The following is a 24,181-nucleotide window of genomic DNA, read 5'->3' as shown; positions in this document are numbered from 1 at the left end:
CCCGCCATGCTGACCTATCTGCTGCGCCGCGTGTTGCTGATGGTGCCGACGCTGTTCGGCATCACGGTGATCGTGTTCGCTGTGATGGCCGCCGCACCCGGCGGCATCAGCGCGAACACCCTGGTCGACGGCACCAACCTCGAGCCCGAGGCGCGCAAGGCGCTGGAGGACTACTACAACCGCCTCTACGGCCTCGACCAGCCCGCGCCGGTGCAGTATCTGCGCTGGCTCAACAACATCTCGCCGGTGGGTTTCGAGCGCGAGGCCGACGGCACGCTGGGTGCGTTTTCGTTCACCAAGGGCCCGGACCTGGGCACGAGTTTCCGCTATGGCCGCCCCGTCACCGACCTGCTGGCCGAGCGGCTGCCGATCACGATCCTGCTCAACCTGCTGTCGATCCCGCTGATCTACGCGGTGTCGATCGCCATCGGCGTGCAGGCGGCGCGCTCGCGTGGCGGGCGTTTCGATGTCGCTTCCAACGTCGTGCTGCTGGGCCTGTGGTCGGTGCCGACCATGCTCGCTGGCGTGCTGTTCATCGGCTTTCTCGCGTCCGAGCAGCACTGGCGCTGGTTCCCTACCGGTGGGTTGGTGCGCCGCGAAGCCTTGGACCAGACCTTTCTGCCGTGGCTTGCGAGCGGCTCCGACGTGCTGCTGATGCTCGTCTGTGCGGCGCTGGGCACGGCGCTGCTGGTGTGGGGCGCGGCGCGCGCGCCACGGGGTGCGCGGCGCATCGGCGGCGCCGTGCTGGGCGCGATGCTTGGCTGGCTCATGGCGGCAGACGTCGCCGGCGCGATGCCCGGCGTGCTGCACCTGATGCTGGCCGCCAGCGGCGCGGCGCTGCTCGGTGCGCTGGCGGGCATTCCGGGCACGGCGCTGCGCATCGCGCTCGCCGGAGGTGTGGGGCTGATGCTGGGGATCGGCATCGCGCGCGCGGTCGGCGCCGAAGTGGTGCAGGCGGGCTATCTGTTCGACCGCAGCTGGCATCTGGTGCTGCCGGTGGTCACGCTGTCCTACGGCGGGCTGGCCTTTCTCGCCAAGCTCACGCGCGCCTCCCTGCTCGAGAATCTCGCGGCCGATTACGCGCGCACCGCGCGCGCCAAGGGCGTGGACGAGGAGACCGTGCTGTGGCGCCATGTCTTCCGCAACTCGCTGCTGCCGCTGATCACGGTCTCCGCCACGCTGCTGCCCAGCCTGCTGGCCGGCTCGGTGATCGTCGAGAGCCTGTTCTCGATCGACGGCATGGGCAAGCTCGCGGTCGAGGCGGTGCAGACGCGCGACCGCGAACTGGTGCTGTCGGTGACGCTCATTTCCGGCCTGCTGACGCTGGCCGGCTATCTGCTGGCCGATCTGGCCTACGCCATCGCCGACCCGAGGGTGAGCTATGACTGACACGGCTACCGCCGCCATGCAGCCATCGAAGCCGTGGTCGCGCCGCGTTCTCGCCGCCGTGCTGGTGCGCATCGGTGCGCGCCTGGGTCTGGCGTGGATCGCGCTGCTGGCGCTGATGGCGGTGTTCGCGCCGCTGCTCGCCAACAGCCATCCGCTGTACCTGGTGCTCGACGGTCAGGCGCGCTTTCCGGTGATCGAGCATCTGGACTGGGCCGACTGGAGCTGGCTGGCTGCCTTCGTGCTGGCGCTGGTTGCGTGGCGCCTGCCCGGCCACGGACTGCTGCGCCTGCTGGGCTGGTTCGCGTCGGTGGGCGTCGCCGCTGCGATCGCATGGTTTACGGTGGCGCCGCCGCAGCTTGCGATCTACGAGCAGTACCGGGAGTGGGAGACAGCCGGCCGCGTGGAGACGGTGGTGCGCGCGCCGATTCCGTATTCGGCCAAGGACTATCTGCGCGACTACGGCGACACCGGTATCGAGGCGCCACTCAAGGCGCACGACGGTCGCACGCACTGGTTCGGCACCGAGGACAACGGCGCGGATGTGGCTGCACGCATGATCCACGCCGCGCGCGTGGCGCTGGGCATCGGCTTCATCGCGACCGGCATCGCCCTGGTCATCGGCACCATCATCGGCGGCTTGATGGGCTATTTCTCGGGCGTGGTCGACATCATCGGCATGCGTCTGGTGGAGATCTTCGAGGCCATCCCGACGCTGTTCCTGCTGCTCACCTTCGTGGCCTTCTTCGGCCGCTCGATCTACATGATGATGATCATCATCGGCATCACCTCGTGGTCGGGCTATGCGCGCTACGTGCGCGCCGAATTCCTGCGCCTGCGCGAGCAGGACTTCGTGCAGGCGGCCATCGCCTGCGGCCTGCCGCTGCGCTCCATCCTGTTCCGTCACATGCTGCCCAACGGCGTCGCGCCGCTGCTGGTGGCGGCGAGCTTCGGCGTGGCCTCGGCCATTCTCGCCGAGGCCACGCTGTCCTTTCTCGGCCTGGGCCTGGTGGATGACCCGTCGTGGGGCCAGATGCTCAATCAGGCGGTGCAGTCGTCCACCTTCAACTGGTGGCTGGCGGTGTTTCCGGGCGGGGCGATCTTCCTGACGGTGTTCGCCTACAACCTGGTCGGCGAGGCGCTGCGCGACGCGGTCGATCCGCACACGCAGCGCAGCGGGAGGGCCGCGTGAGCCGCCTGCTCGAAATCCGCGAACTGGTCAGCGAACTGTCCGACGGGCGCGACTGGATGCGTGCGGTCGACGGCGCGAGCCTGGAGGTGCGCCGTGGAGAAACCTTCTGTCTGGTGGGTGAGTCGGGCAGCGGCAAGTCGGTCACGGCGCTGTCGGTGATGGGTCTGCTGCCCTTCGCGCGCCACCGTCACCCGGCCGGGAGCGTACGCCTGTTCGATGACGACGATGCCGGCATCGAACTGCTCGGCGCCAACGAGGAGGTGCTGGCCGGCGTGCGCGGCGGGCGCATCGGCATGATCTTCCAGGAGCCCATGACCTCGCTCAATCCGGTGATGACCATCGGGCAGCAACTCGACGAAGTGCTGGTGCTGCACCGCCCCGACATGGACGCGGAGGCGCGCTGCGAGCGCATCCGCGCGGCGCTGGCCGAGGTGCGCATTCCCGACCCCGAGGGGCGCATGCGCGAGTATCCGCATCGCCTCTCCGGCGGGCAGCGCCAGCGCGTGATGATCGCCATGGCACTGATCTGCGAGCCTGCACTGCTGATCGCCGACGAACCCACCACCGCGCTGGACGTGACCGTACAGGCCGAGATCCTGCGCCTGATGCGCGAACTGCAGGAACGCCGTGGCATGGGCCTGCTGTTCATCACGCACGACTTCGGCGTGGTGGCGAAGATCGCCGACACCGTCGGCGTGATGCGACACGGCAAACTCGTCGAATGCGGGCCGGTGGCCGAGGTGTTGCGCCGCCCGCAGCACGCGTACACGCAACAACTGATCGCCTCGCTGCCCGAGCGCCTGCCGCGGCTCGCGCGGCGCGAGTCGCATCACCGGCCGCTGGTCGAGGTGCGCGAGCTGTCCGTGCATTTTCCGGTGCGGCGCGGCCTGCTGCGGCGCGTGGTCGACCACATCCGCGCCGTCGACGGCGTGAGTCTGGACGTGCATCCGGGAGAGGTGGTCGCGCTGGTGGGCGAATCCGGTTGCGGCAAGACCACGCTGGGGCGCGCGCTGCTGCGCCTGATCGAAGCCACGGGCGGCACTATCGCGCTGGAAGGGCAGGACATCACGCATCTGACCGGAGACGCCATGCGCGGCTTGCGCCGTCGCATGCAGGTGGTGTTCCAGGACCCGGGTTCCAGCCTCAATCCGCGATTGCCGATCGCCACCACGCTGATCGAGCCGATGCGCGTGCACGGCATCGGCGCGAACGACGCACAGCGCCGCGAGCGCGCGGCGGCCCTGCTCGAGCGCGTCGAGATGCCGGTCGACAGCCTGTGGCGCTATCCGCACGAATTCTCCGGCGGCCAGCGCCAGCGCCTGGCGATCGCGCGTGCGCTGGTGCTCGAGCCTCGCTTCGTGCTGTGCGACGAGATCACCTCGGCGCTCGACGTCTCGGTGCAGGCGGGCATCCTCAAGCTGCTGCGCCGGCTGGTCGACGAGGAGGGGCTGGGCATGCTGTTCATCACGCACAACATGGGCGTGGTCGAGTATCTGGCCGACCGCATCGCCGTGATGCACGCGGGACGCATCGTCGAGCGCGGCCGTACCGCCGACGTGCTCGCCGATCCGCAGGACGAATACACGCGCACGCTGCTCGCCGCGGTGCCGCGGCTGGACGATCTGGCCGCCTGAGGGACGCGCGATGGACATCATCTTCGGCATCATCCTCCCCATCTTCGGTACGCTCGGCATCGGCTATGCGGCGGCACGCTTCGGCGTGTTCGACGAGGCGGCCAACCGCGGGCTGTCGGTGTTCGTGTTCAATTTTGCGATTCCGCTGATGCTGTTTCGCTCGATCGCGCAGACCGAGCTGCCCGACGCGCTGCCGTGGGGCTATCTGCTGTCGTATTTCGTCGGTGCCTTCGTGACGATGGGCCTGGCGATGGTCGCGGGGCGCACCTTGTTCGCGCGCCGGCTCGACGAGCTGGCGGTGATGGGGATGGGGGCGAGCTACTCGAATACCGCGATGCTCGGCATTCCGCTGGTCGTCACGGCCTACGGGCCGGCCGCCGCGTTGCCGCTGTTCGTGCTCATTGCGTGTCACAGCCTGGTGCTGTTGCCGCCGACCACGATCATCATCGAGGCCGCCCGCGGTGCCCAGCAGTCGATCGGCAAGCTGATGTGGACGCTGCTGCGCGGCGTGGCCACGACGCCGCTCATCTGGGGCCTCTCGGCGGGACTGATGTTCGCGATTTCCGGCGCTGCGGTGCCCGATGCAGTCGATTCGATCGCGGGCGGCATCGGGGCGGCGGCCGCACCGTGCGCGCTTTTCGCGCTGGGCGCCTCGCTCACGCGCTACCGTCTGGGTGGCAATCTGCGCGAGCCGTTGGTCGTCGTCGCGCTCAAGACGCTGGTGCACCCCTTGCTTGTGTGGCTGCTCGCCACCCAGGTCTTCGACATCCCCGAACTGTGGGTGGTGGTCGCGGTCACGCTCGCGGCGCTGCCGGCCGGCGTGACGCCGTATCTGTTCGCGCAGCGCTATCAGGTGGTGCAGGCCTCGACCGCCTCGACGGTATTCCTGTCGACGCTGTTCTCCGTCGTGAGCCTTTCGGTGCTGTTGTTCATCGTGCGCTGACTCAGCTCATTGATTGCGACGGATTGCGCAGGCGCTCGAGAAAGGCCTGCATCAGTGCCGCGGTGCGATCACGCCGTTGCGAGGGCGTGCGCAACTCCAGCATGTGATCGAGCAGCCGCGGGTCGAGCGCATCGCCATCGACGAAGCCCATGCTCCAGCGCTCGAACATCGGGGTGTCGACCAGACCAATGTCGAGCAGGGCGCAGTCACGGTGGCGTTCGTCGCGCAGGATGCGCGCGTACAGGGTGATGACGTGCTCCTCGATGCCTTCCAGGGTCTGCATGAAGTGATTGCGCCCGGCGCACAGCACGCCGGTGATGCCGAGCACCGCGTTATGGGTTTCGCTGGTTTGCAGCAGGTTCGCGAGACGCTCACGGCCCAGTGGGGCGACCGAGCGGCTGACGTAAGTCAGGCGCAGGTATCCGGACATCGGGTGACTCTCCCTGGGGGCTGATGGCTGAAGTGTCCAGTGTATCGTCCGGTCGATCCGTCGACGAAGCGGCAGCGGTGGTGCGCGAGAAATGGCGTATTGCAAATGCAACACGCTCTTCGACGCTTCGTCCCCCGGGCTGGGCCTCGACCAAATCCAGCCGGCCGCGCAGGCCCTCGCCGTTGGCCATCTGGATGGCCAGGCCGGGGCGCGCGTTGAGTTCGAGCAGCATCGGCCCCAGTCTGCGGTCGAGCGCCAGATCGGCGCCGAGGTAGCCGAGCCCGGTCATTTCGTAGCACGCCGCGGACAGGTGCAGCAGCGTGCTCCAGTCGGGAATCTTCAGCGAAGCAAGCTCGCGGCCGGTATCCGGGTGGGCGCTGCACGGGCGGTCGAACTGGACCGCGCGCACCGCCGTGCCGCTGCCGATGTCCAGCCCCACGCCGACCGCGCCCTGGTGCAGGTTGGCCTTGCCGTCGGAAGCGGCCGTGGACAATCGCATCATCGACATCACCGGATAGCCGCGGAAGACGATCACGCGGATGTCGGGTACGCCTTCGTAGGTGTAATCGGCGAAACGCTCGTCGAAGTCGATCAGCGTCTCGACGATGGCGACATCGGGCGAGCCGCCCAGCGAATACAGCCCGGAGAGGATGTTGGAGACGTGGCGTTCGATGTCTTCGCGTCCGATGCGTGTACCGCTGGGCTTGATGTAGCCGTCGCCGTCGATGCGCTCGATCACGAGGATGCCCTTGCCGCTGCTCCCCTTGGCCGGCTTGATGACGAAGCCGGGGCGACCGGCGACCATCTCGACCACGTGGCGCACCGCGAACTGCGAGCGCACCGTACCGATCAGCTCCGGTGAGGTGATGCCGTGATCGGTTGCGAGCAGCTTGGTCTGCAGCTTGTCGTCGACCAGAGGATACAGACGCCGGTCGTTGTAGCGGCCGATGTAGCGGATGTTGCGCGTGTTCATGCCGATCACGCCGCGCGAGCGCAGGGTGGTAGCCACCGAGAGCATTCTTCAGCGCTCCGCCAGCGGCTTGAAACGCCACAGTTCGAGCAGGCGATAGCCGGTGTAGTTGCCGATCATCAGGATCAGCGCCATCAGGATCATCTGCACGCCGAGGAAGTTGAAGGTGATGTGCCGTACCCAGGGATTGGTCATCGCCAGATAGGCGATGACGGCCGTGAGCAGGCTGCCGCCGCCCTGGATCAGCACTTCCTTGGGGCCTTCCTCCTCCCACAGGATGGACATGCGCTCGATGGTCCACGACAGGATGATCATCGGGAAGAAGGTGATGGTGAGCCCTGCGTTGAGTCCGAAACGCCAGGACAGGACCGAGAACACCGAGATGATGGCGATCACGGTGATGATCACGGCCGACACCCGCGCCACCAGCAGCAGGTTGAGGTGAGACAGGTAACTGCGGATCACCAGACCGACCGCCACCACCAGCAAGAAGCCGATCAGCCCGGTAGTGAGCGAGGTCTGGATGAAGGCCAGCGCGATGAGCACCGGCATGAAGGTGCCCGAGGTCTTGATGCCGATCAGGATGCGCAGGATCACTACCACCAGTGCCCCGATCGGAATCAGCAGGATGGTCATGAACAGGGCCTGCTCTTCCAGCGGCAGGCTGTGGATCGAGAAGTTGAGCAGCGTCGAATCACCCGCCTGGCTGCGCAACGCAGCGCTGGCCGGCTGGCTGTGGCGCAGCATCGAGAAGCTGACCTGTGAGTTCGTGCCGCCCTGCACCTCCAGCACCGGGCCGGCTGCGCGCTGCCACAACAGCAGGTTCTCCGGCTTGCCTTCGGTGCCGGAGACCGGCTCGATGAGAATGGATTCATCGGCATCGAAGACTTCGACCCAGGTCGTCAACGTCTGGCGACGACGTCCGTCCCCGAGCAGCAGACCATGGACCTCGCGCGCGGCGATGCCGGCCTGGTTGAGCAGACGCACGATCAGCGCGGGTTCCGCGTGGCGCGTCAGCAGCAGGCGCGCGTTTTCGCCCTGACCTTCGCCCGAGATGTCGTGCACCAGTTCGCGCGCGAAGCTGAACGCATTGGCCGAGCGCTGCCAGGCGCGCTCGATGAGAGCGCGCGCGGCGATGTCGTAGGGGCTTTGCCACAGGATCTCGGCGGGCACCTCCGGCGGTGGCGCGTCCACTCCGCGCTCGGCCGGCGCGACCAGCAACTGGGCCGTGTAGTAGAGCTGCTGTGCGCCCTCGGCCGAGCGGATCGCCCAGCGCGCGCGCCGTGCGCCGGTGGTGTCGTCGAAGCTCAGGCCGTAGCCGGCCGAGGCGGTGTGCTCGTTGAGCAGGCGGTAGCCCGGCTGGCTGGTCGGCAGGGCCAGATCGACACGCACCGGCTCGCCCTGCGCGCGCAACGTAACCTGCGCCTCCACCTCCCACACCTGACGTTGTTCGCCGGGCGTCCAGGGCACCTCGTATTCCACATGGCGGTGCACGCTGAGCGCGATCCCGGTGACGAGCAGCAGGCCGACGATCAGGTAGAAGGGCAGGCGCGACATCGATCAGGGCTCGAGCAGGTCGTCGTCGTGCTGGTCGTCGGCCGCTTCGTCCGCCGTCTCGCCGCCCGGGAACTCGGGGCGTGCGAACGTGTAGCTGCGGCTCACGTCGACGACCGCCTGATCCATCAGAAACCTGCGGCCCAGCAGCACCGGATAGCTCAGATGGGCGCGGTCGTTGAGGGTGAATTCGACGGTCTGCTCGAGCGTGCCCAGCGTCATCGGCAGCGCAATGACCGGACGGCTGTCGGATCCCGAGGCTTGCAGGATGCGCACGCGGCGCACGACCCTGGCCTCGATTTCGCGATCGCGTATGCCGGGGACGACCGCATCGCGATCGCTCAGGGACAGACGAAATCGCACCCAGTCCTCGCCGTCGCGCTCGAACGGGGTGATCTCGTCGGCCGACAACGACGAGGTATTGGCGCCGGTGTCCAGACGCGCCTTGAAGTACGACCCGAGCGTAGGCAGGCCGATCCATTCGGCGCGTCCGAGCACGAGCTTGTCGTTGGCGGTGTCGGTCGTCAGCGGCGCGGGGCAATCCACGCGTTCGGGGTCTTGGTCGCGCGCGACGACCTGCTCCTGCAGCGTCTGCACGCGGCTGCGCAGTTCCCCGATGGCGGCCAGCCCGGCGCGGCTGCGCACGTCGTCGAAGCCACAGTGCTCGAGCAGGGCGCCTTCCAGCCGGTCGATGCGCTCGACGATGCGTGCCTCGCCCTGCGAAGGTCCGTCAGGCGGCAGGGTTGCACATGCCGAGAGAAACATCAGGATGCTCAATGAAACGGGAAGTGCGAGTCGCCATGATTCAGACATCGGGTGCGGTTTCCATGCGGGCATGCGGCCCGGGTGCAGCGACGCGGCAGGCGTCGCCGGGTGTTCAGAACAGGATGAGCGGCGCACCTTTACGCCGGATGCAGCTGGTTGTGTCCCACGCCGCTGTAGGATTCGGTCCGCATTTTCGGAGGTCTGTGCCCCAAGTCGAGCGCACGCTTTGTTTCAACATATTTCAATATGCATTGGGGGTTTATGCCGGCGTGTCGGTTTCGCAGTTGTGTCAGTCCCGACTGCGGAAAGCGGTGGCGGCGGCCGGCCACGCGAAGGCAAAGGCGATCGCACCGGAGGCGACAGCGATCATGAACAGCGCGCTCCAGCGTTCACGGTCAGCGAAAGCGCCGAAGGGGATGTCGGCGAGCAGTGGCACCGTGAACAGTGCCGAGACGGCTGCGACGATTCCCGCGAATACCGCCAGTGGCCGCGTCGGCCGCCAGCGCGCGCCACCGCGCAGGAGCGTGTAGATCATCAGTGCGGCCCAGCCGCAGGCCACCAACGCGGCGGCCGGCCAGTTCTCGGCGAGCAGTGCGGCGAGTCGGTCGATGCGGAAGTCGTTCATCGGCTCCAGTTCGCGGTCGGATCGTGGCCGTGATGATAGCGCGTCAACTCAGCTCGCGCGGCGCGGGCGGAACTGGCGCGTGTCGCGGTAATAGGCCGGCGATTCGTTCTCGGGCGTGACGCCCGGGATGCCGCATAGCGGCAACGGACGCAGCATGCGCGGCGTCGCAAGCGCGTGACTGTCCGCGATCAGGCCGGCGAGCCAGCAGTCGAGTTCCTGCCGTTGCGCGGTTTCTCCCTGCGCGAGCCAGTCCTCGCGCACCGCGCGGTGCACGCTCTTTGCGCACAGGCCGACAAAGGGGGCGCGAAGCGCCTCCCAGCTCGCGTGGCCGATGACGAAGAAGCGTGTCGTCAGCGGCAGGCTGGCGCGGCGTGCGACGAATACCTCCTCCCAGGCGTGCGCGGCGAGCAGTGCGGGAATACACGGGTCGCAGGAGACGACCGCCATGCCGCACTCGTCGAACTGCGTCAACGTGTCGCGGCGCCGACCCCGGCCGGGCAGGCCGGCCGCGCGACGTGCTGCGATCTCTCCCGCGTGGGCGGCATTGAGGGCGGCCTTGGTTGCCGGCCACGCGCACCACGAGAGCGCATTGAAGAAATCGTGCCAGTCGTCGCGACGCGTGGGAACGATGCCACTGGCGTCGATGTGGGCCTCATAGGCATGCGCGACGTCCGTGTGCTCGAAGCGCAACGGCAAGCCGGAGTCCGTTTGTGCGTGTGGCGCGACTTCGCGCAGCAAGGCGGTGAGCGCGCTCGCGTCTGGCAGTCGGCGCTCGGGGAAGCGTCCGAGCCAGGACGCGATCGGCTCGAAAAGTGTGTTTGCGGCCAGTGCGGCGGGGCTTTCGGGGTGAGGCGTCATGGTGTGGGTTGATCATGCACGTGGCAAATTCTACTGGCCTGTGCCGCTCGCGGTCGCGTTCGGCGCTACCATCGACGCTCTTTCGACGAGGTCATCGATGATGTTCCGAAAACTGCTCGCTGCCGCGGGTTGCGCCTGTGCGCTGGCCGGGTGTTCCGCGGCGGTAGCGGTGGCCGACGCCACGGTCACGGTGGTGGCCACCGGCGTGAAGGTCACGGCCAAGACCGTGGGTGCGGTCGCCGATGCGGTGATCCCCGACGGCGAGGACGATGCTGCGCAAAGCGCACCGCAAGATTGACAACGGCCCGCTCGAGGGCGGGCCGCAAGGCGTGCGTAGAGCGCCTCTCAGTCTGCTTCCGACCAGGGCTTCCCGGCCGTGCCCCAGTCGTGCTTGGGAATGTCGTAGATGATCACATCCACCGATTCGGGGCCGCAGCCGAGCACGCGGCACGATTCCTTTGTGATGGCTTCCATCAGTTCCTTCTTCTTCTCGGGCGTGCGGCCCTCGAACAGTTCGACACGGAAGGTCGGCATGGGTCTTCTCCTTGCAGATTGGGGTGGTCGCGAATTCGAATGATCAACGCAGTCCCTGGGCGGTGAACAGGATCACCTGTCCGCCGACGAAACTCACGTTCACGGTGGCCTTGCCGCTGCGCCACACGCAGTTGCGCGCACTGAGCACATCGTCGCACTCGCTCGGCTTGCCCAGCAGTTGCTGCACTTCGTCATAGCTCTGGCCGGCGCGCAGCTTGTCGTAGTTCGCGACCGTGACCTTGCTGCATGCGGCCAGCGCCAGCAGCAGCGCGGCGGGGATGAGATGGGTGGGTTTCATCGGTGGCTCCGAAGACGCGACGGGGCGATTCTAAGCCCGCGGGCGGCGCGCCGTGTGGGGCGATTGCAGCTGCTTACACCAGCCCGAGCGCGCCGATGAGCGCGCCGGCGGCGATCAGCCAGATCGGCGACACCCGCCACAGCAGCATCGCGACGACGGTTGTCAGGATCAGCGCCAGCGACCCGATGCGGTGTTCGGGCGCCTGCACCAGCGGCATCGCCACCACCGTGCCGGCGGCCATCAGCAGGCTGATGGTCATCGGTGCGAGTCCGTGCACAAAGGCACGCACGCCCGGCGTGTCGCGTCGCGCGTGGCCCCAGCGGCTGATCGCCAGCGTGACCAGGGTCGAGGGCAGCAGCATGCCGATCAGCGCCGCGGCCGCGCCGGTCAGGCCGAACACCTGGTAGCCCAGCACCGCGACAAAGAGCAGATTGGGGCCGGGTGCGGCCTGCGCGATCGCAATCGATGTCGTAAAGCCGACGTCGTCCAGCCAGCCGTGTTGCTCGACCAGGAAGCGGTGCATCTCCGGCGCCGTCGAGATCGCGCCGCCCACCGACAGCAGCGACAGCATCAGAAAGCGCGAGAACAGATCCAGCAAGTCGGCCGGGCTCAGGGCGTTCATGCGCCCTCCCGCCGCGCCAGGCGCCAGCGTGCCAATGCCCAGCCGATCAGGCCGAGACCCGGGACCACCCACATCAGCGGCGCACGCACCACGGCGATGAGCACGAAGGTTGCCACGCCCAGCGCCGCCGCCAGGACCCATCCCAGCGGGTTGCCGCGCAGCGACGCGGCGAGCTTGAGGCCCATGCCGAGGGTCAGCCCGGCGGCGACCGCCGCCATGCCGCGCAGCGCTCCGGCCACCGCGCTGTGGTCCGAGAAATGGTTATAGACCGCGACGAGCGAGAGCATGACGACCAGCGGCACCAGCATCATGCCCGACAGCGCCGCCAGCGCACCGCGCCAGCCGAAGCTGCGGTCGCCGACGATCAGCGACATGTTGACGATGTTCGCGCCCGGCAGCAGTTGCGACAGCGACAGCAGTTCGACGAACTCCTCGCGCGTGAGCCAGCGTTTTTGCTCCACCAGACTGCGGTGGGCGACCGCCAGCACACCGCCGAAACCCTGCAGCGCAAGCAGCGTGAAGGTCACGAACAGTTCCGTGAGCGAGCGTGGAGCGGGGCGCCCGGCATGTGAAGAGTCGTCGGAATCGGTCACGATCGAATTGCGAAGTGGAAGACGCGAAGCGTAGCGCATCGGCGCGCACGCCGCAGGCGTGGTTGCGCGTTCGCGCGCTTGACACTGGATCGACGCCCACTATAATGGCCGTCTTTCCGAGCGGGAATAGCTCAGTTGGTAGAGCGCAACCTTGCCAAGGTTGAGGTCGCGAGTTCGAGCCTCGTTTCCCGCTCCACAGGTTTCAGCGGTGCTCTCCAGGGAGCTTCGCCCCGGTCGCGAGACGTCGGGAAAACGGTCAGTCTGGCGCGATGGCAGAGTGGTTATGCAGCGGCCTGCAAAGCCGTGTACCCCGGTTCGATTCCGAGTCGCGCCTCCAGACAATGCGGGAATAGCTCAGTTGGTAGAGCGCAACCTTGCCAAGGTTGAGGTCGCGAGTTCGAGCCTCGTTTCCCGCTCCAGCATCAAGTTCGGACGAACTTCGGCGGACTTCCGAGAAAAGGGCTTCGTGCCCTTTTTTCCGTTCACCGCCAAGGGTTAATGCCACGGACGCACACGGCGCCGATCGCGCACGCCCTGCTCGCGTTCGAAGAACGCTCGTACCCATATTCGCCTGCTGATACCCTTGGCAGAGTGCGGCGCGTGGGCATCGGGGGGTGTTTCCCCGCACGGTCGCGGTCGTGCGATCAAAGGTGTCGAGCGTGCAACGGGCCGGTCGCGACAGGCGCGCGAAGCGTCATGATCGTTCCGTCCTGCGGGCCGATGGGTCGTGGAGGCATGACGTGATGATCGCTTCCTTCCTTGTGTTCCTGCTGGGCTTCACGCTGATCGGCGTGTCGTCATACCTGCTCAGTCGCGGCACCAAGCACGACTACTATCTGGCCAGTGCCAGCGTCAAGCCGTGGCTGGTCGGCCTGTCGGCGGTGGCCACCAACAACAGCGGCTACATGTTCATCGGCGTCATCGGCTATACCTATGTCGCCGGTTTCTCTGCCTTCTGGCTGATGTTCGGCTGGATCCTGGGCGATTTTCTCGCTTCCCTGTATGTCCATCGCCGCCTGCGCGAAGCCACCGAACATACGGGTGAGGTCAGCTACGCCGGCGTGCTCAGTCATTGGGCGGGTCAGCCGGGCGGTGCGCTGCAGCGCCTGATCGGGCTGATCTCGCTGGTGTTCCTGCTGACCTACGCGAGCGCGCAACTGGTGGCCGGCAGCAAGGCCTTGCACGTGCTGTTCGACTGGCCGTTGTGGGCGGGCGCGGTGATGGGGGCGGTCATCGTCGTCCTGTACTGTCTGGCCGGCGGCATCCGCGCCTCGATCTGGACCGACGCGGCGCAGTCCATGGTGATGATCGTCGCGATGAGCGTATTGCTGGTGGTTGCCACGATGTCGCTGGGCGGTATCGACGGTGCCTGGACGGAAATGCGCGCCATCGACGGCTTTACGCACTGGTTCCCGGACGATGCGGCCATTCCCGGCGCGACCGGCGCGGTGCTCTTTGCCGTCGGCTGGCTGTTTGCCGGCCTGTCGGTGATCGGTCAGCCGCACGTGATGGTGCGCTTCATGACGCTCGATGACCATCACCGGATGAAGGCTGCGCGCGGCTGGTACTACGTTTGGTTCACGCTGTTCTACGCCGCGGCAACCGGCGTCGGTCTGCTCTCGCGCGTATATCTGGCCGATACCGTCAACTTCGACGCCGAACTGGCGCTGCCCACGATGGCCATGGAACTGCTGCCTCCGGTGCTGGTGGGCCTGGTCCTCGCCGGCGTGTTCGCCGCCACCATGTCCACGGCCGATTCGCTGGTGCTCAGCTGCTCGGCAACGATCACGCACGACCTGTCGCCGCGTCCGATTGAACGCACCGCGCTGCTCAAGGCGAGCACCCTGCTGATTACGGCGGTGGCGCTGGGCTTCGCGCTGCTCAACAATCAGAGCGTGTTCAGCCTCGTGATCATGGCCTGGTCGGGCCTCGCCAGCGCGTTCGGCCCGCTGCTGCTGGTGCTGTGCATGGGCCTGCGCCCCGGCCGTGCCCTGAGCATCGCCGCCATCATCGTCGGCTTCCTGGTCGCGCTCGGCTGGCGTCTGGCGCAATGGCACGAAGCGGTCTACGAGGGCATGCCCGGCATCCTCGCCGGGCTTGCGGTGTTGCTGATCGGGGAGGGGGTGATCCGGATGGTGCGACGCGACCACGACACCCCGACATCTGGCGCACGCAATGGCTGAACACGGGTGTTTGCGTGGCCTGCGCCAGATTTCGCGTTCACTAGAGCTTACGCCGATGAATTCGCCTTCGTTCCGGGGCGTCGAATGACCACAGCCCGGTGTTTGGGCTAGGCTGTGGCCATGAAGCGTGACGAGATTCACCCCCCGTTGCCGTGCGATGCGGTGCTGCCCTGCTACGGCGAGGGTGGTCTGCTTGGGTTGATCGACCGCTTCGCGGCCTTCCTCGACGGGCGGCCGTGGGTTGCGCCGGGCTCCGAGGTGCCGCAGGAGGATGCGCGCGTCGTCGTGTTCCTGCTCATCGACGGTCTCGGCGACAACTACCTGCAACGCTCAGGCGCCGGCAGTGCGCTGCTCGCGCACCGTCGCGGGCGGCTCACCTCGGTCTTTCCTTCGACGACCGCGAGCGCGGTGACGACGACGATGACCGGGCTCGCGCCGGCGCGCCACGGGCTGACCGGCTGGCACATCCGCGACCGGCGTTTCGGCGGCATTCTCGCGCCGCTGCCCCTGGTGCGTCGCGGCGGCGACGCGCTCGCGGCCCTGCGATTGACGCAGCGTCTGTTTCCCTATCGCACGCTTTACCAGAGGCGCGCGCGGCGCAGCATCTTCGTCTCGCCGCGATCCATCGCCTGGTCGCGCTATTCGCTGCGACACGCGCGCGGCGCGCGGATTCGCGGCTATGGCGGCGCCGCCGAGGGCATGGGCGAGGCGGTCGTGCGCGCGGTGCGCGAGCTGGGGCCGGAGGGCGGCTTCGTCCATGCCTACTATCCACTGTTCGATACCTTGAGCCACGAGTTCGGTAGCTCCTCGGATGCGGCCCATGCGGAGTTCCGGCGCATCGACCGGGTTTTCGGCGAGTTGCTCGGGCGGTTGGCGGGGCAGGGCTGCGCGATCGTGGTGAGCGCGGACCATGGTTTCTGCGACGCGAGCGACGAGCGGACGGTGCATCTGGATGATTATCCGGAACTGAGCGGGATGCTCGAATGTCCGTTGTTCGGTGAGCGCCGCGCGGCGTTCTGCGCGGTGCGGCGCGCGCGGGAAGCCGAGTTCGAGGCGGCCGCACGCGAAGCTTTCGCCGGCAAGGCGGTGGTGGCGCGCTCGCCGGATCTGGTCGCCGCCGGGCTGTTCGGAACGGGGCCGTTCAGCTCGCGTCTGGCCGAGCGTACGGGCTCGCACGTCCTGCTGATGGAGCCGGGATGGACGGTGGTGGACCGCGTCGCCGGTGAGACGCCGCATGCGATGATTGGCGTCCATGGCGGCTTGTCGCCCGACGAGATGTGGATTCCGCTCGTGACAGGGTATTGTTGACCCTGGGCAATGTAAGGAAATTGTTCATAAGGGAATAAGAAGCGTTATCATAAAAGTGTTTTCGCGCCGGGCGTCGAAAGTCGCGCGATGCGAGGTTCCACGCAACCGGGGGGCCGCGGGGTCCCCGTCCGATGTTGAGGAGTTCTGTCGATGCATGCACACCTGGTTTCTCCCCTTGTCGCGCGATTGCTGTCCGGGGTCGCGCTCGCGTTCACGTTCGCGCTGGCACACGCGGACTACGTGTGGATCGAAGGTGCCGAGGACGGCGCGGTGATTCGCTCGGGCGCGCTCGACGGCGAGCGCAAGCCGGCCGGCGAGCTCGATTCGGTGGAGTTGCGGCCCATCGGCGATGCCAAGCCCGAGGCGAAGGTCGACGGCGAGGTGATGCGCGTGACAGGCGTCCCCGAGGGGCGCGATGTGCGCGCGCGCGCCTACGAGGTGCTCGCAGAGGACGAGCTGATGTACTACCAGGCGCGCTGGGGCCGCAACGAGACCAAGGCGGACCTGGATTTCGAGCTCGTGCCCACCGAGGCTGGTGGCAATACCTTCCAGCTGATGTGGATGGGCAGTCCCGTCAAGGCGTCCTACGTGCGGGTGTCGACTTCGGCCGGATGGAGCAAGACGCTGGACCCGAACGAGGACGGTTCCGTCACGCTCGATACGCCGTTCCCGGGGCTGTACGTGTTGCAACTGACGGCCCGCGCCAGTGGCTGGGCGGAGATCGACGGCAAGCGCTACACGGATGTGCGCCACACCGCGACGCTGAGCTTCACCGTCGAGCCCTGAGAATGATTACGGCGTCGTCCCGAGGATGATGCCGCGTTCGCGAAAGCCGGCGAGCAACGGCGCGGCCTGCACCGCCAGTGCTGCGCTGTCCGCATGACCCAGTTCGGCCGCCAGGCGATTGATCGCCTGGCGGCCGTTTTCGCATTCGGCCAGCAGATCGAGCAGACGCGAAGTAAGCGCGTTGACCTCGGTGAAATGCACTTCGTCCGCGGCATCGCGATGCACGACGATGAAGGTCGGCTGCGGTTTGCGGGGGCGAAAGTCCGGACCGATGCGATGCACGGACCAGTCGTAGGCGAGATTCATCATCGCCGGGTTGAGCACCACCTTGTGTGCGAGCAACTCCCCGTGCGCGTCATGCGACGGAATCGGCGCGTCCATGACGTCGACTGCCAGTTCCGCCCATTCGTGACGCGCCAGGTCGGCGAGCCAGCGCGGACGCGGCATCGCGATCTCGCCATCGTTCAGGTAGCGCACGAATTCGCGCGGGATCTCGCGAAACCATGGGGTGGCGAGCGGCCAGTCGCGCCAGAAGCAGCGTATCAGCCGTGTCCAGCGTGCCTCGCCGAGCAGCGCGCGACAGACCGGGAAGCAACGGTCGAGAAAGCCGCGCAGGTTGTTGAACAGCAGGCGCTGGTAGATGCGCGCGCGTCGTCCGTCGATCCCCGGCGGGCGCGAGACGTGATGCGGGTCGCGCAGGTGGCGAGCGAAGGCGTGCTGGAACTGCTGGAACCCGGGGTTGGCGCTCACTGTGCGACGCTCCGGTGGGGCGGCGCATGGTGTGCCTGGATCCGGGCGATGCGTTCGACTTCGGCGCTCAGCGTGGCCAGCGCGGGAAAGTCGAAATCACGCTCCAGACAGGTCGGCACGCTGCGATCCAGGCGCGCGCAGGTCTCGTCGAGCAGCGCCCACACCGGGTCGATCACGTCGGCGCCGTGGGTGTCGATGAGCAGGCCGTCGGCTTCCTGGTGGTGGCCGGCGACGTGCATGTAGGCTACGCGTTCGAGCGGCAGCGCGTCCAGATACGCGAGCGGATCGAAGCCGAAGTTGCGGCTGTTTACGTAGACGTTGTTCACATCCAGATGCAGCAGGCAGTCAGCCTCCTCGAGCACTGCGGTGACGAACTCGGCCTCGTTCATTTCGCCGCCCGGAGGCGCGAGATAGGTCGAGGCGTTCTCGATGCCGATGCGCATGCCGAGGATGTCCTGCGCGCGTGCGATGCGTGCCGCGACCCAGCGTACCGCGTCTTCGGTCATCGGGATCGGCAGCAGATCGTAGAGCTGGTGCGCGTCTGCGCACCAGGACAGGTGTTCGGTGTAGAGCGTGATGCCGTGCTCGCGCATGAATGCGCGTACGCGTCGCAACAGGGTCTCGTCGAGCGCGCCGGGGCCGCCGAGCGACAACGACAGGCCATGGCAGACGAAGGGGAAGCGTTCCGTGAATGCGCGCAATTCCGTTGCGCTGCGACCGCCGACACCGGCCCAGTTCTCCGGCGCGATCTCGAAAAAGCGCACTGCGGCCGGCACGCCTTCGTCGCGCAGCGGCGCGATCAGGTCACGGCGAAACCCCAGGCCGGCGCCTTCGGGCAGTCGTTCGAAAGTCATTGCGATCTCCGCTGTGCCGGTGGCGAGGCCGAAGCCTCGCCACCGGCTGTCGGACGTACGGCGCAGTTACTTCTTGCCGCCGCAGGAGCCCTCGCCCTTCTTGTCATCCTTGGCGCCGCAGGAGACCTTCGGTCTTCTTGTCTTCTTTGGCACCGCAGGCGGCTTCGCCCTTCTTGTCGTCCTTGGCGCCGCATGAGCCTTCGGAACCCTTCCCGTGGCTCGATGCGACCTGATAGCCGGACGACAGCGAAGTGGCCGAGAACGGGTTGTCGGTCGCCGCGGCAGCGCCCATCGTCGCGATGGCGAGCGAGGAACCCAGGGCGATCGAAACCAGATTGCGCTTCTTGTTCATGCTTGATCTCCTTCTCTGTTGGTCTGTTTGCCGGACGTGCGGGCCGGCGCGATCCGCAAGGAGGCAGCGGGGAGGGTCGACGCCGTGACGTCCGGTAGTGTTGGTCGGACGAAATCGTCAGACCTTACAAAGGCAGCAGGAACGGCTCCGGGTTCCGCACATCGTCGTTCCCGGATATTCATGGGCGGGTCGGATGGTTGGCCAGCGCCGCTTCGAGCAGCGGCTTGGCCCAGTCCGGCGTGTGACGCCAGTCGGCCGGGTCGGTGGGCCACAGCAGCCGGCCGTGCTCCATTTCCAGTACCGTCACCGGGTCGGGCACGCGGGTGCCTGGGGGCACATTGGTGCTGTTGTCGAACACGCGCAGATAGGCCAGATCCGGCATCAGCCCGATCAGATTGGCGCGTGCGCGCGTCCAGCGCTGGCGGATCTTCGCTTCGGGGATGTCGTGTCCGCCGGCCGCTACCCGCTCGCGCACCCGGCCGATGTGCTGCTCGACCGAGCCCAGGCCGCAGAACCATACGATCACGTCGTGGCTTGCACGCGCTTCGCGCAGGCGCCTGGGTACGTGATTGCCGCCCAGCGTGGTCTCGAAAGCGAACGAAGTGCCGGTGGCCAGCGCGGCATCCACGCGACGCTGGCCCTCGTGCCACGCCAGGATGTTGGCGTGGACCTGATCGCAGCCGGTGGCGGCCACGAGGTCATGCGCGAATCGGTCCGGGTCGAACCATTCGAGCCCGGCCTGACGCAGCAGATGTCCGCCGATCGAGCTCTTGCCGGCTCCGTTCGCGCCGGCCAGCACGAACAGCACCGGACGCGCCATCAGTCCGGACGGCCTGCCTTGACGCGCCCGTGAAGCCGCGCCGGTGCGCGCGCCAGGGTGCGCAGCCGATCAGCGGCGCCAACCGCGTCCAGCGCCGCCAGGCGTTCGTCGAAGCGATGGCGCAGCGCTTCGAGCGCGGCCTCGTCACTGTTGCGTGCCAGTGCGCGCACGATGGCTGCGTATTCCTCGGTGGAGAGAATCACCGCTTCGGGCTGGTTGTGGTTGGTGACGACGATCTTTCCGGACTGCCCGACACTCTTCATCACGCCACGCCATCCCAGACGCTTGACGTCGGAAGCCGGGGTGCGCGGCAGGGAGTCGATGTCGCCCAGTTCGAGAGCTTGCGTCATGTGCGTACCTGGTGGGGTCGAAAAGGGTAATATACCCAAAATTCCCCGTTTCGACCAAATCAACCGGACGGCGATGCGATGGCTAAAGCATCGACGGTGAAGGGGGGCGCCGTGTTCGCCTCGTGCGGCGGATGTTTCAGGAGAGCCAGCCCAGCACGATCGGCGCGAAGGCCAGGCCGCAAACGAGTGCGATGGTCAGATTGAGCAGCAGCCACGGATCGCGCTTGCGCAGCACGCGTTGCCATGCCACGCCACTGCGCCGCTTCTGATAGAGCATCAGGGCGAGGTAGGTGAGCACGCTGATGACGACGATCGCTACGCCTTCGGCCATGGGTTCTTCCCTCAGGTGTGCGGATGCGGTCAGCTTACTGCAGGTCGGGCTCTTCGGGCACCGGCAGGACGAGTATGCCTTCCTTGAGCAGTTCGCCGAGTTCGTCGCCGCTGGCGCGGCCGCGAATGCTGCGTTCATCGGACTCGCCGTAGTGGATGCGGCGCGCCTCGGCAGGGAAGCGTTCGCCCACGTCTTCGGCGCGGCTTGCCGCCAGCCGCAACGCGGCGCCGATCATGGCGGGGTCGACGGCCGGCTTCGCGGGCGAGGTCCGCGAGCGATTGACGTAAGGGGCCGACGGACGGCGTTCGATCCTGATCGAGCCGCATACCGGGCATTCGACGAGGCCGCGCGCTTTCTGGTGCGCGAACGCGGCGGCGTCGGCGAACCAGGCTTCGAACAGGTGTTCGTTGTCACAGCACAGATCGAGGACGATCATCGGCGCTTTTCTCCGCACGCGCGTGCTACGCAGTGGTGCCGGGAACGGGATTCGAACCCGTAAGCCTTGCGGCGGCGGATTTTAAGTCCGCTGTGTCTACCAGTTTCACCACCCCGGCGCCTTGCCCGCGTAGCGGGCAACAGGCGCGCATTCTAGCCCAGGGCACGCCCGTGGTCGTGTGCCCGCGCCTGGGCGAACACGTCGGGGCGAGTGTCCCCTGAACTTTGGAGTCGGCACGCAGCCGTTGGTTGCTCGCGGCGGATCAGAACTTCTTGCGCGCGCGCGGGGGGCGGTCGCCGCTGTCGGCGCGTGCGGGCTTGCTGCGGGCCGGCTTGTCGAAGGATTTGCGCGGCTTGCGCTCGGATGACGGCGTGCTTCGCGGCGTGCGCGCACGCCGTTCGTCGTGTGCGTTCTCGTCGGGCGTGACCGGACGCAGGTGCAGCACGTGTTGACGCACGCGCAGACGTGCGAGCGCGCCCATCACGTCGTTGGGCAGATCGGCCGGAAGTTCGACGGTCGAGTAATCCTCGTAGAGGTTGATCTGACCGATGAAGCGCGACTCGATGCCGCCTTCGTTGGCGAGCGCGCCGACGATGTCCTTGGGGGTGACGAGCTGGTGCTTGCCCACCGCGATGCGGTAGCGCGAGAGCTTGCCGTCGGCGTAGTCGCGGCGGCGTTCGAGAATCTTTTCGCGGTTTTCGCGTGGTTCGCGATCGGTGCGCGGCGACGGAGCCGCATTGGCAAAATCGCGCCCGCCTTCATTGGGCAACTGCAGCGGACGGTCGCGCGTGGCCATATGGGCCAGCGCGGCGGCGATGTCGTGCAGTTCGTGCGTGCCGTCGGCCTCGAGACTGGCGACGACTTCACGGAAGAAGTCCAGGTCGTCGGATTGCAGCACGGCCTCGACCTGTTCGCGGAACAGCGAGATGCGGCGGTCGGCGATGGCCTCGCGCGAGGGCAGCGGCAGCGGCTCGATCTTCTGGCGGGTGGCCCGCTCGATGCTCTTGAGCATGCGCTGCTCACGTGGCGTGACGAAGAGGATCGCCGTGCCCAGACGACCGGCGCGGCCGGTGCGCCCGATGCGATGCACGTAGGCTTCGGTGTCGTAGGGGATGTCGTAGTTGATGACGTGCGTGATGCGCGACACGTCCAGACCGCGCGCGGCGACGTCGGTGGCGACGACCAGGTCGAGCGCGCCGCGCTTGAGTTGTTCGACCACGCGCTCGCGCAGTTGCTGGGTCATGTCACCGTTGAGCGCGCCGACGGCGTGGCCGCGTGCTTCGAGGCGGGTGGCCAGCTCTTCGGTGGCGACCTTGGTGCGCACGAAGATGATGCCGGCGTCCATGTCCTCGATCTCGAGGATGCGGGTGAGCGCGTCGAGCTTGTGCGGCACGCTGACCTGGCAGAACTTCTGCGTGATGGTCGACACCGTGGTGGTGGCGGCCTTGATCTTCACTTCCTGCGGGTCGCGCAGGTAGCGGTGAGCGATGCGGCGGATCGGTTCCGGCATGGTCGCCGAAAACAGCGCGGTCTGGCGCTCGGCCGGGGTGTGGCCGAGGATCCATTCGACGTCGTCGATGAAGCCCATGCGCAGCATCTCGTCGGCTTCGTCGAGCACCAGCGTCTTGAGGTTGTCGAGCACCAGGCTCTTGCGCTCGATGTGATCCATGATGCGGCCCGGCGTGCCGACCACGACGTGGGCGCCGCGCTTGAGCTGGCGCAACTGCACGACCATGCTCTGACCGCCGTACACCGGCATCACGTTGAAGCCGGGCATGTTCCTGGCGTAGCGTTGGAAGGCTTCCGACACCTGGATGGCCAGTTCGCGCGTGGGTGCGAGCACCAGTACCTGCGGGCGGTTGTCGGACAGGTCGATGCGGGCCAGGCAGGGCAGCGCGAATGCGGCCGTCTTGCCGGTGCCGGTCTGCGCTTCGCCGATGATGTCGGCGCCTGCGAGCAGCGGCGGGATGCACGCGGCCTGGATGGGGGACGGGGTTTCGTAGCCGACGTCGTCGAGCGCCGCGAGTAGCGGGGCGCCGAGGTCGAGTTCCTTGAAGCTGGATAGGGTGGTAGTCATGTGCGTACGGCAGCTGCCGGAAGAATGAAGCGGGAAGGAGTAATGCGCGGCAGCGCCATGGGGCGATGGTGCATCGTTCGGGAGCGGGGGACAGCCGGATAGGCGGGGCTGCTCCGTTGCGCCGCATCATACCGGAACACGCCGCGCGCTGCTTGACTTTGCGCGTGCAAGCTGGCAAGCGCCTGTGTTGCATGCGCGCACTCAGTTTTTGCATACAAGAGAGATATTTCACATTGCGCTGATATGGCAGATGTCCGGCGCGGTAACGTGGCGGCGTACACTCGGATGCATGCCGTGACGCATACGCACGAGCGCAGTACGGATTGTCGCTGCGCTCCGGCGAGGGGGAAGGACATGGACGACGACAAGCGTGATGCCCAATCGGAAGGGCGACTCGACAATGCGGCCGCGCCGCCGTCGCGCCGCCGCTTCCTGGCCGGTGCCGCGGCGGGTACGGTCGCGGCCGGTTTCCCGATGGTGTCGTTCGCGCAGACCGAGGTGTTCAACTTCCAGAGCACCTGGAATTCGCGCGACATCTTTCACGAGTACGCCGCGGATTTCGTGCGCACCGTCAACGAGATGTCGGGTGGGCGCCTGCGCCTGAACCTGCTGCCGACCAGCGCCGTGGTCGGGGCCTTCCAGTTGCAGGACGCGGTGGTCAAGGGCGTGCTCGACGGCGGTCACGGCGTGGCTGCCTACTGGTCGGGCAAGACCAAGGCCTTCTCGCTGTTCGGCACGCCGCCGCCGTTCGGCTGGGATGCCCACCAGTTCCTGGGCTGGATCAAGTACGGCGGGGGGCAGCAGCTCTACGACGAACTCGTCGCCAAGCTCGGGCTGGATCTGGTGGGTTTTCTGACCGGGCCGATGCCCAGCCAGCCATTGGGCTGGTTTCGTGAGCCGATCCGCGAGGTCGCGCAGCTCAGGGGCATGAAGTACCGCACGGTCGGCCTGGCCGCCGATGTGATGCGCGAGTTCGGCGCGGCGGTGGTGGTGATCGGCTCGGGCGACGTGGTGCCGGCGATCGAGCGCGGTCTGCTCGAAGGGGCGGAGTTCAACAATCCGTCCTCGGACCGCATGCTCGGCTTTCCCGACGTGTCGAAGACACTGATGCTGCGCAGCTACCACCAGGATTGCGAGAGTTTCGAGATCATCTTCAATCGCACGCGCTTCACGAAGCTTCCGCGCGAACTGCAGGCCATCGTCAAGTACGCGGCCGAGGCTTCGTCCAGCGACATGTACTGGAAGGCCATGCACCGCTACCCGAAGGATCTCGAAAAGATGCGCACGGAGCAGGGCGTCAAGACCTATCTGACGCCGGACGCGATCCTCGAGGCGCAGCTCAGGGCCTGGGACGTGGTCATCGCCCGCGAGTCCGAGGCGGACCCGTTCTTCCGCAAGATCATCGCCTCGCAGAAGGCCTACTGCGAGAAGACCGTCGCCTTCCACATCGAGAACAACACGCCCAAGGAAGCGGCCTACCGCCATTTCTTCGGCAGGCGGCCGACCGCGTCGTCCGACAAGCTCTGAGCG

General features: G+C 67.1%; 27 protein-coding genes and 4 tRNA genes. 12 read left to right on the top strand and 19 right to left on the bottom strand.

Features of this window, described 5'->3' with window-relative positions:
- The first annotated feature begins 6 nt into the window (after positions 1-6).
- The 4 genes from C0099_RS10440 to C0099_RS10425 are packed head-to-tail and all read left to right on the top strand — an operon-like array spanning position 7 to position 5,155.
- Positions 7-1,389 (top strand): ABC transporter permease, encoded by a 1,383-nt coding sequence (locus C0099_RS10440; RefSeq protein ID WP_102247357.1) that lies wholly within the window; start codon positions 7-9, stop codon positions 1,387-1,389.
- The gene (locus tag C0099_RS10435) at positions 1,382-2,578 is read left to right on the top strand and encodes an ABC transporter permease (protein ID WP_102247356.1); all 1,197 of its coding nucleotides are present in this window, start codon (positions 1,382-1,384) and stop codon (positions 2,576-2,578) included. The genes C0099_RS10440 and C0099_RS10435 overlap by 8 nt, the downstream gene beginning before the upstream one ends.
- On the top strand, positions 2,575-4,212 hold the full coding sequence (locus tag C0099_RS10430) for an ABC transporter ATP-binding protein (RefSeq protein ID WP_123785241.1): 1,638 nt from the start codon (positions 2,575-2,577) through the stop codon (positions 4,210-4,212). The genes C0099_RS10435 and C0099_RS10430 overlap by 4 nt, the downstream gene beginning before the upstream one ends.
- A gap of 10 nt (positions 4,213-4,222) precedes the next feature.
- On the top strand, positions 4,223-5,155 hold the full coding sequence (locus C0099_RS10425; RefSeq protein ID WP_102247355.1) for an AEC family transporter: 933 nt from the start codon (positions 4,223-4,225) through the stop codon (positions 5,153-5,155).
- 1 nt (position 5,156) lies between these two features.
- On the opposite strand, the gene C0099_RS10420 is transcribed toward C0099_RS10425, so the two are convergent.
- The 6 genes from C0099_RS10420 to C0099_RS10395 all read right to left on the bottom strand — a co-directional run bounded on the left by C0099_RS10420 (position 5,157) and on the right by C0099_RS10395 (position 10,357).
- Positions 5,157-5,585 (bottom strand): BLUF domain-containing protein, encoded by a 429-nt coding sequence (locus tag C0099_RS10420; RefSeq protein WP_102248470.1) that lies wholly within the window; start codon positions 5,583-5,585, stop codon positions 5,157-5,159.
- Positions 5,527-6,594 (bottom strand): alpha-L-glutamate ligase-like protein, encoded by a 1,068-nt coding sequence (locus tag C0099_RS10415; RefSeq protein ID WP_199797596.1) that lies wholly within the window; start codon positions 6,592-6,594, stop codon positions 5,527-5,529. Before C0099_RS10415 ends, C0099_RS10420 begins: the two co-directional genes overlap by 59 nt.
- Positions 6,595-6,606: 12 nt before the next feature.
- Entirely contained in the window at positions 6,607-8,112 is a 1,506-nt protein-coding gene (locus C0099_RS10410; RefSeq protein ID WP_102247353.1) for a UUP1 family membrane protein, read from the bottom strand.
- Positions 8,113-8,115: 3 nt separating this feature from the next.
- Positions 8,116-8,874, bottom strand: a complete 759-nt coding sequence (locus C0099_RS10405) for an ATP-dependent zinc protease family protein (protein ID WP_199797595.1) — start codon at positions 8,872-8,874, stop codon at positions 8,116-8,118.
- A gap of 289 nt (positions 8,875-9,163) precedes the next feature.
- Positions 9,164-9,499 (bottom strand): hypothetical protein, encoded by a 336-nt coding sequence (locus C0099_RS10400; protein ID WP_102247351.1) that lies wholly within the window; start codon positions 9,497-9,499, stop codon positions 9,164-9,166.
- Between the two features lie 48 nt (positions 9,500-9,547).
- The gene (locus C0099_RS10395) at positions 9,548-10,357 is read right to left on the bottom strand and encodes a DUF3025 domain-containing protein (RefSeq protein WP_102247350.1); all 810 of its coding nucleotides are present in this window, start codon (positions 10,355-10,357) and stop codon (positions 9,548-9,550) included.
- A gap of 97 nt (positions 10,358-10,454) precedes the next feature.
- Between C0099_RS10395 and C0099_RS10390 the strand changes: the two genes are divergently transcribed.
- Entirely contained in the window at positions 10,455-10,655 is a 201-nt protein-coding gene (locus C0099_RS10390; protein ID WP_102247349.1) for a hypothetical protein, read from the top strand.
- A 47-nt stretch (positions 10,656-10,702) separates the two neighbouring features.
- Here C0099_RS10390 and C0099_RS10385 read toward each other — a convergent pair whose 3' ends face one another.
- The 4 genes from C0099_RS10385 to C0099_RS10370 all read right to left on the bottom strand — a co-directional run bounded on the left by C0099_RS10385 (position 10,703) and on the right by C0099_RS10370 (position 12,404).
- On the bottom strand, positions 10,703-10,891 hold the full coding sequence (locus C0099_RS10385; RefSeq protein ID WP_102247348.1) for a 4-oxalocrotonate tautomerase: 189 nt from the start codon (positions 10,889-10,891) through the stop codon (positions 10,703-10,705).
- Positions 10,892-10,934: 43 nt separating this feature from the next.
- Positions 10,935-11,189 carry a hypothetical protein gene (locus tag C0099_RS10380; RefSeq protein ID WP_102247347.1) on the bottom strand — a complete coding sequence of 85 codons (255 nt, stop codon included), beginning with the start codon at positions 11,187-11,189 and terminating at the stop codon, positions 10,935-10,937.
- 73 nt (positions 11,190-11,262) lie between these two features.
- Complete coding sequence (locus tag C0099_RS10375; RefSeq protein WP_102247346.1) at positions 11,263-11,811, bottom strand: chromate transporter; 549 nt, start codon at positions 11,809-11,811, stop codon at positions 11,263-11,265.
- Positions 11,808-12,404: a chromate transporter gene (locus tag C0099_RS10370; protein ID WP_228151567.1), complete on the bottom strand. Its 597-nt coding sequence runs from the start codon at positions 12,402-12,404 to the stop codon at positions 11,808-11,810. Before C0099_RS10370 ends, C0099_RS10375 begins: the two co-directional genes overlap by 4 nt.
- A 120-nt stretch (positions 12,405-12,524) precedes the next feature.
- Between C0099_RS10370 and C0099_RS10365 the strand changes: the two genes are divergently transcribed.
- The 6 genes from C0099_RS10365 to C0099_RS10340 all read left to right on the top strand — a co-directional run bounded on the left by C0099_RS10365 (position 12,525) and on the right by C0099_RS10340 (position 16,681).
- Positions 12,525-12,600, top strand: a tRNA-Gly gene (locus tag C0099_RS10365).
- 67 nt (positions 12,601-12,667) lie between these two features.
- Positions 12,668-12,741 (top strand) — tRNA-Cys (locus C0099_RS10360).
- Positions 12,742-12,747: 6 nt separating this feature from the next.
- A tRNA-Gly gene (locus tag C0099_RS10355) sits at positions 12,748-12,823 on the top strand.
- Positions 12,824-13,147: 324 nt separating this feature from the next.
- The gene (locus C0099_RS10350; protein ID WP_102247344.1) at positions 13,148-14,587 is read left to right on the top strand and encodes a sodium/proline symporter; all 1,440 of its coding nucleotides are present in this window, start codon (positions 13,148-13,150) and stop codon (positions 14,585-14,587) included.
- Between the two features lie 120 nt (positions 14,588-14,707).
- A complete protein-coding gene (locus tag C0099_RS10345) occupies positions 14,708-15,895 on the top strand; it encodes an alkaline phosphatase family protein (protein ID WP_102247343.1) in 1,188 nt (395 codons plus the stop codon).
- Between the two features lie 150 nt (positions 15,896-16,045).
- Positions 16,046-16,681 carry a hypothetical protein gene (locus C0099_RS10340; RefSeq protein ID WP_102247342.1) on the top strand — a complete coding sequence of 212 codons (636 nt, stop codon included), beginning with the start codon at positions 16,046-16,048 and terminating at the stop codon, positions 16,679-16,681.
- A gap of 6 nt (positions 16,682-16,687) precedes the next feature.
- Here the strand turns inward: C0099_RS10340 and C0099_RS10335 are convergent, their stop codons facing one another.
- The 9 genes from C0099_RS10335 to C0099_RS10295 form a co-directional block, all read right to left on the bottom strand.
- A complete protein-coding gene (locus C0099_RS10335) occupies positions 16,688-17,431 on the bottom strand; it encodes an HvfC family RiPP maturation protein (RefSeq protein WP_102247341.1) in 744 nt (247 codons plus the stop codon).
- A complete protein-coding gene (locus C0099_RS10330) occupies positions 17,428-18,285 on the bottom strand; it encodes an HvfB family MNIO-type RiPP peptide maturase (protein ID WP_102247340.1) in 858 nt (285 codons plus the stop codon). Before C0099_RS10330 ends, C0099_RS10335 begins: the two co-directional genes overlap by 4 nt.
- 103 nt (positions 18,286-18,388) lie before the next feature.
- Positions 18,389-18,637, bottom strand: coding sequence for a hypothetical protein (locus tag C0099_RS10325; RefSeq protein WP_102247339.1), 249 nt, complete (start codon positions 18,635-18,637; stop codon positions 18,389-18,391).
- A 178-nt stretch (positions 18,638-18,815) separates the two neighbouring features.
- Entirely contained in the window at positions 18,816-19,457 is a 642-nt protein-coding gene (locus C0099_RS10320; RefSeq protein ID WP_102247338.1) for a hypothetical protein, read from the bottom strand.
- Positions 19,457-19,807: a type II toxin-antitoxin system prevent-host-death family antitoxin gene (locus tag C0099_RS10315; protein ID WP_102247337.1), complete on the bottom strand. Its 351-nt coding sequence runs from the start codon at positions 19,805-19,807 to the stop codon at positions 19,457-19,459. The genes C0099_RS10320 and C0099_RS10315 overlap by 1 nt, the downstream gene beginning before the upstream one ends.
- 136 nt (positions 19,808-19,943) lie before the next feature.
- Entirely contained in the window at positions 19,944-20,138 is a 195-nt protein-coding gene (locus C0099_RS10310) for a hypothetical protein (RefSeq protein ID WP_102247336.1), read from the bottom strand.
- A 34-nt stretch (positions 20,139-20,172) separates the two neighbouring features.
- The gene (locus C0099_RS10305) at positions 20,173-20,574 is read right to left on the bottom strand and encodes a DUF1178 family protein (RefSeq protein WP_102247335.1); all 402 of its coding nucleotides are present in this window, start codon (positions 20,572-20,574) and stop codon (positions 20,173-20,175) included.
- Between the two features lie 33 nt (positions 20,575-20,607).
- Positions 20,608-20,692: transfer RNA gene (locus tag C0099_RS10300), tRNA-Leu, on the bottom strand.
- Between the two features lie 144 nt (positions 20,693-20,836).
- On the bottom strand, positions 20,837-22,651 hold the full coding sequence (locus C0099_RS10295; protein WP_102247334.1) for a DEAD/DEAH box helicase: 1,815 nt from the start codon (positions 22,649-22,651) through the stop codon (positions 20,837-20,839).
- Between the two features lie 354 nt (positions 22,652-23,005).
- Here C0099_RS10295 and C0099_RS10290 point away from each other — a divergent pair, with 354 nt between their 5' ends.
- On the top strand, positions 23,006-24,178 hold the full coding sequence (locus tag C0099_RS10290) for a TRAP transporter substrate-binding protein (protein WP_102247333.1): 1,173 nt from the start codon (positions 23,006-23,008) through the stop codon (positions 24,176-24,178).
- Positions 24,179-24,181 lie beyond the last annotated feature (3 nt).

This window comes from Pseudazoarcus pumilus, from assembly GCF_002872475.1.
Taxonomy (GTDB): domain Bacteria; phylum Pseudomonadota; class Gammaproteobacteria; order Burkholderiales; family Rhodocyclaceae; genus Pseudazoarcus; species Pseudazoarcus pumilus.
This window is presented reverse-complemented; position numbering and strand designations above follow the sequence as displayed.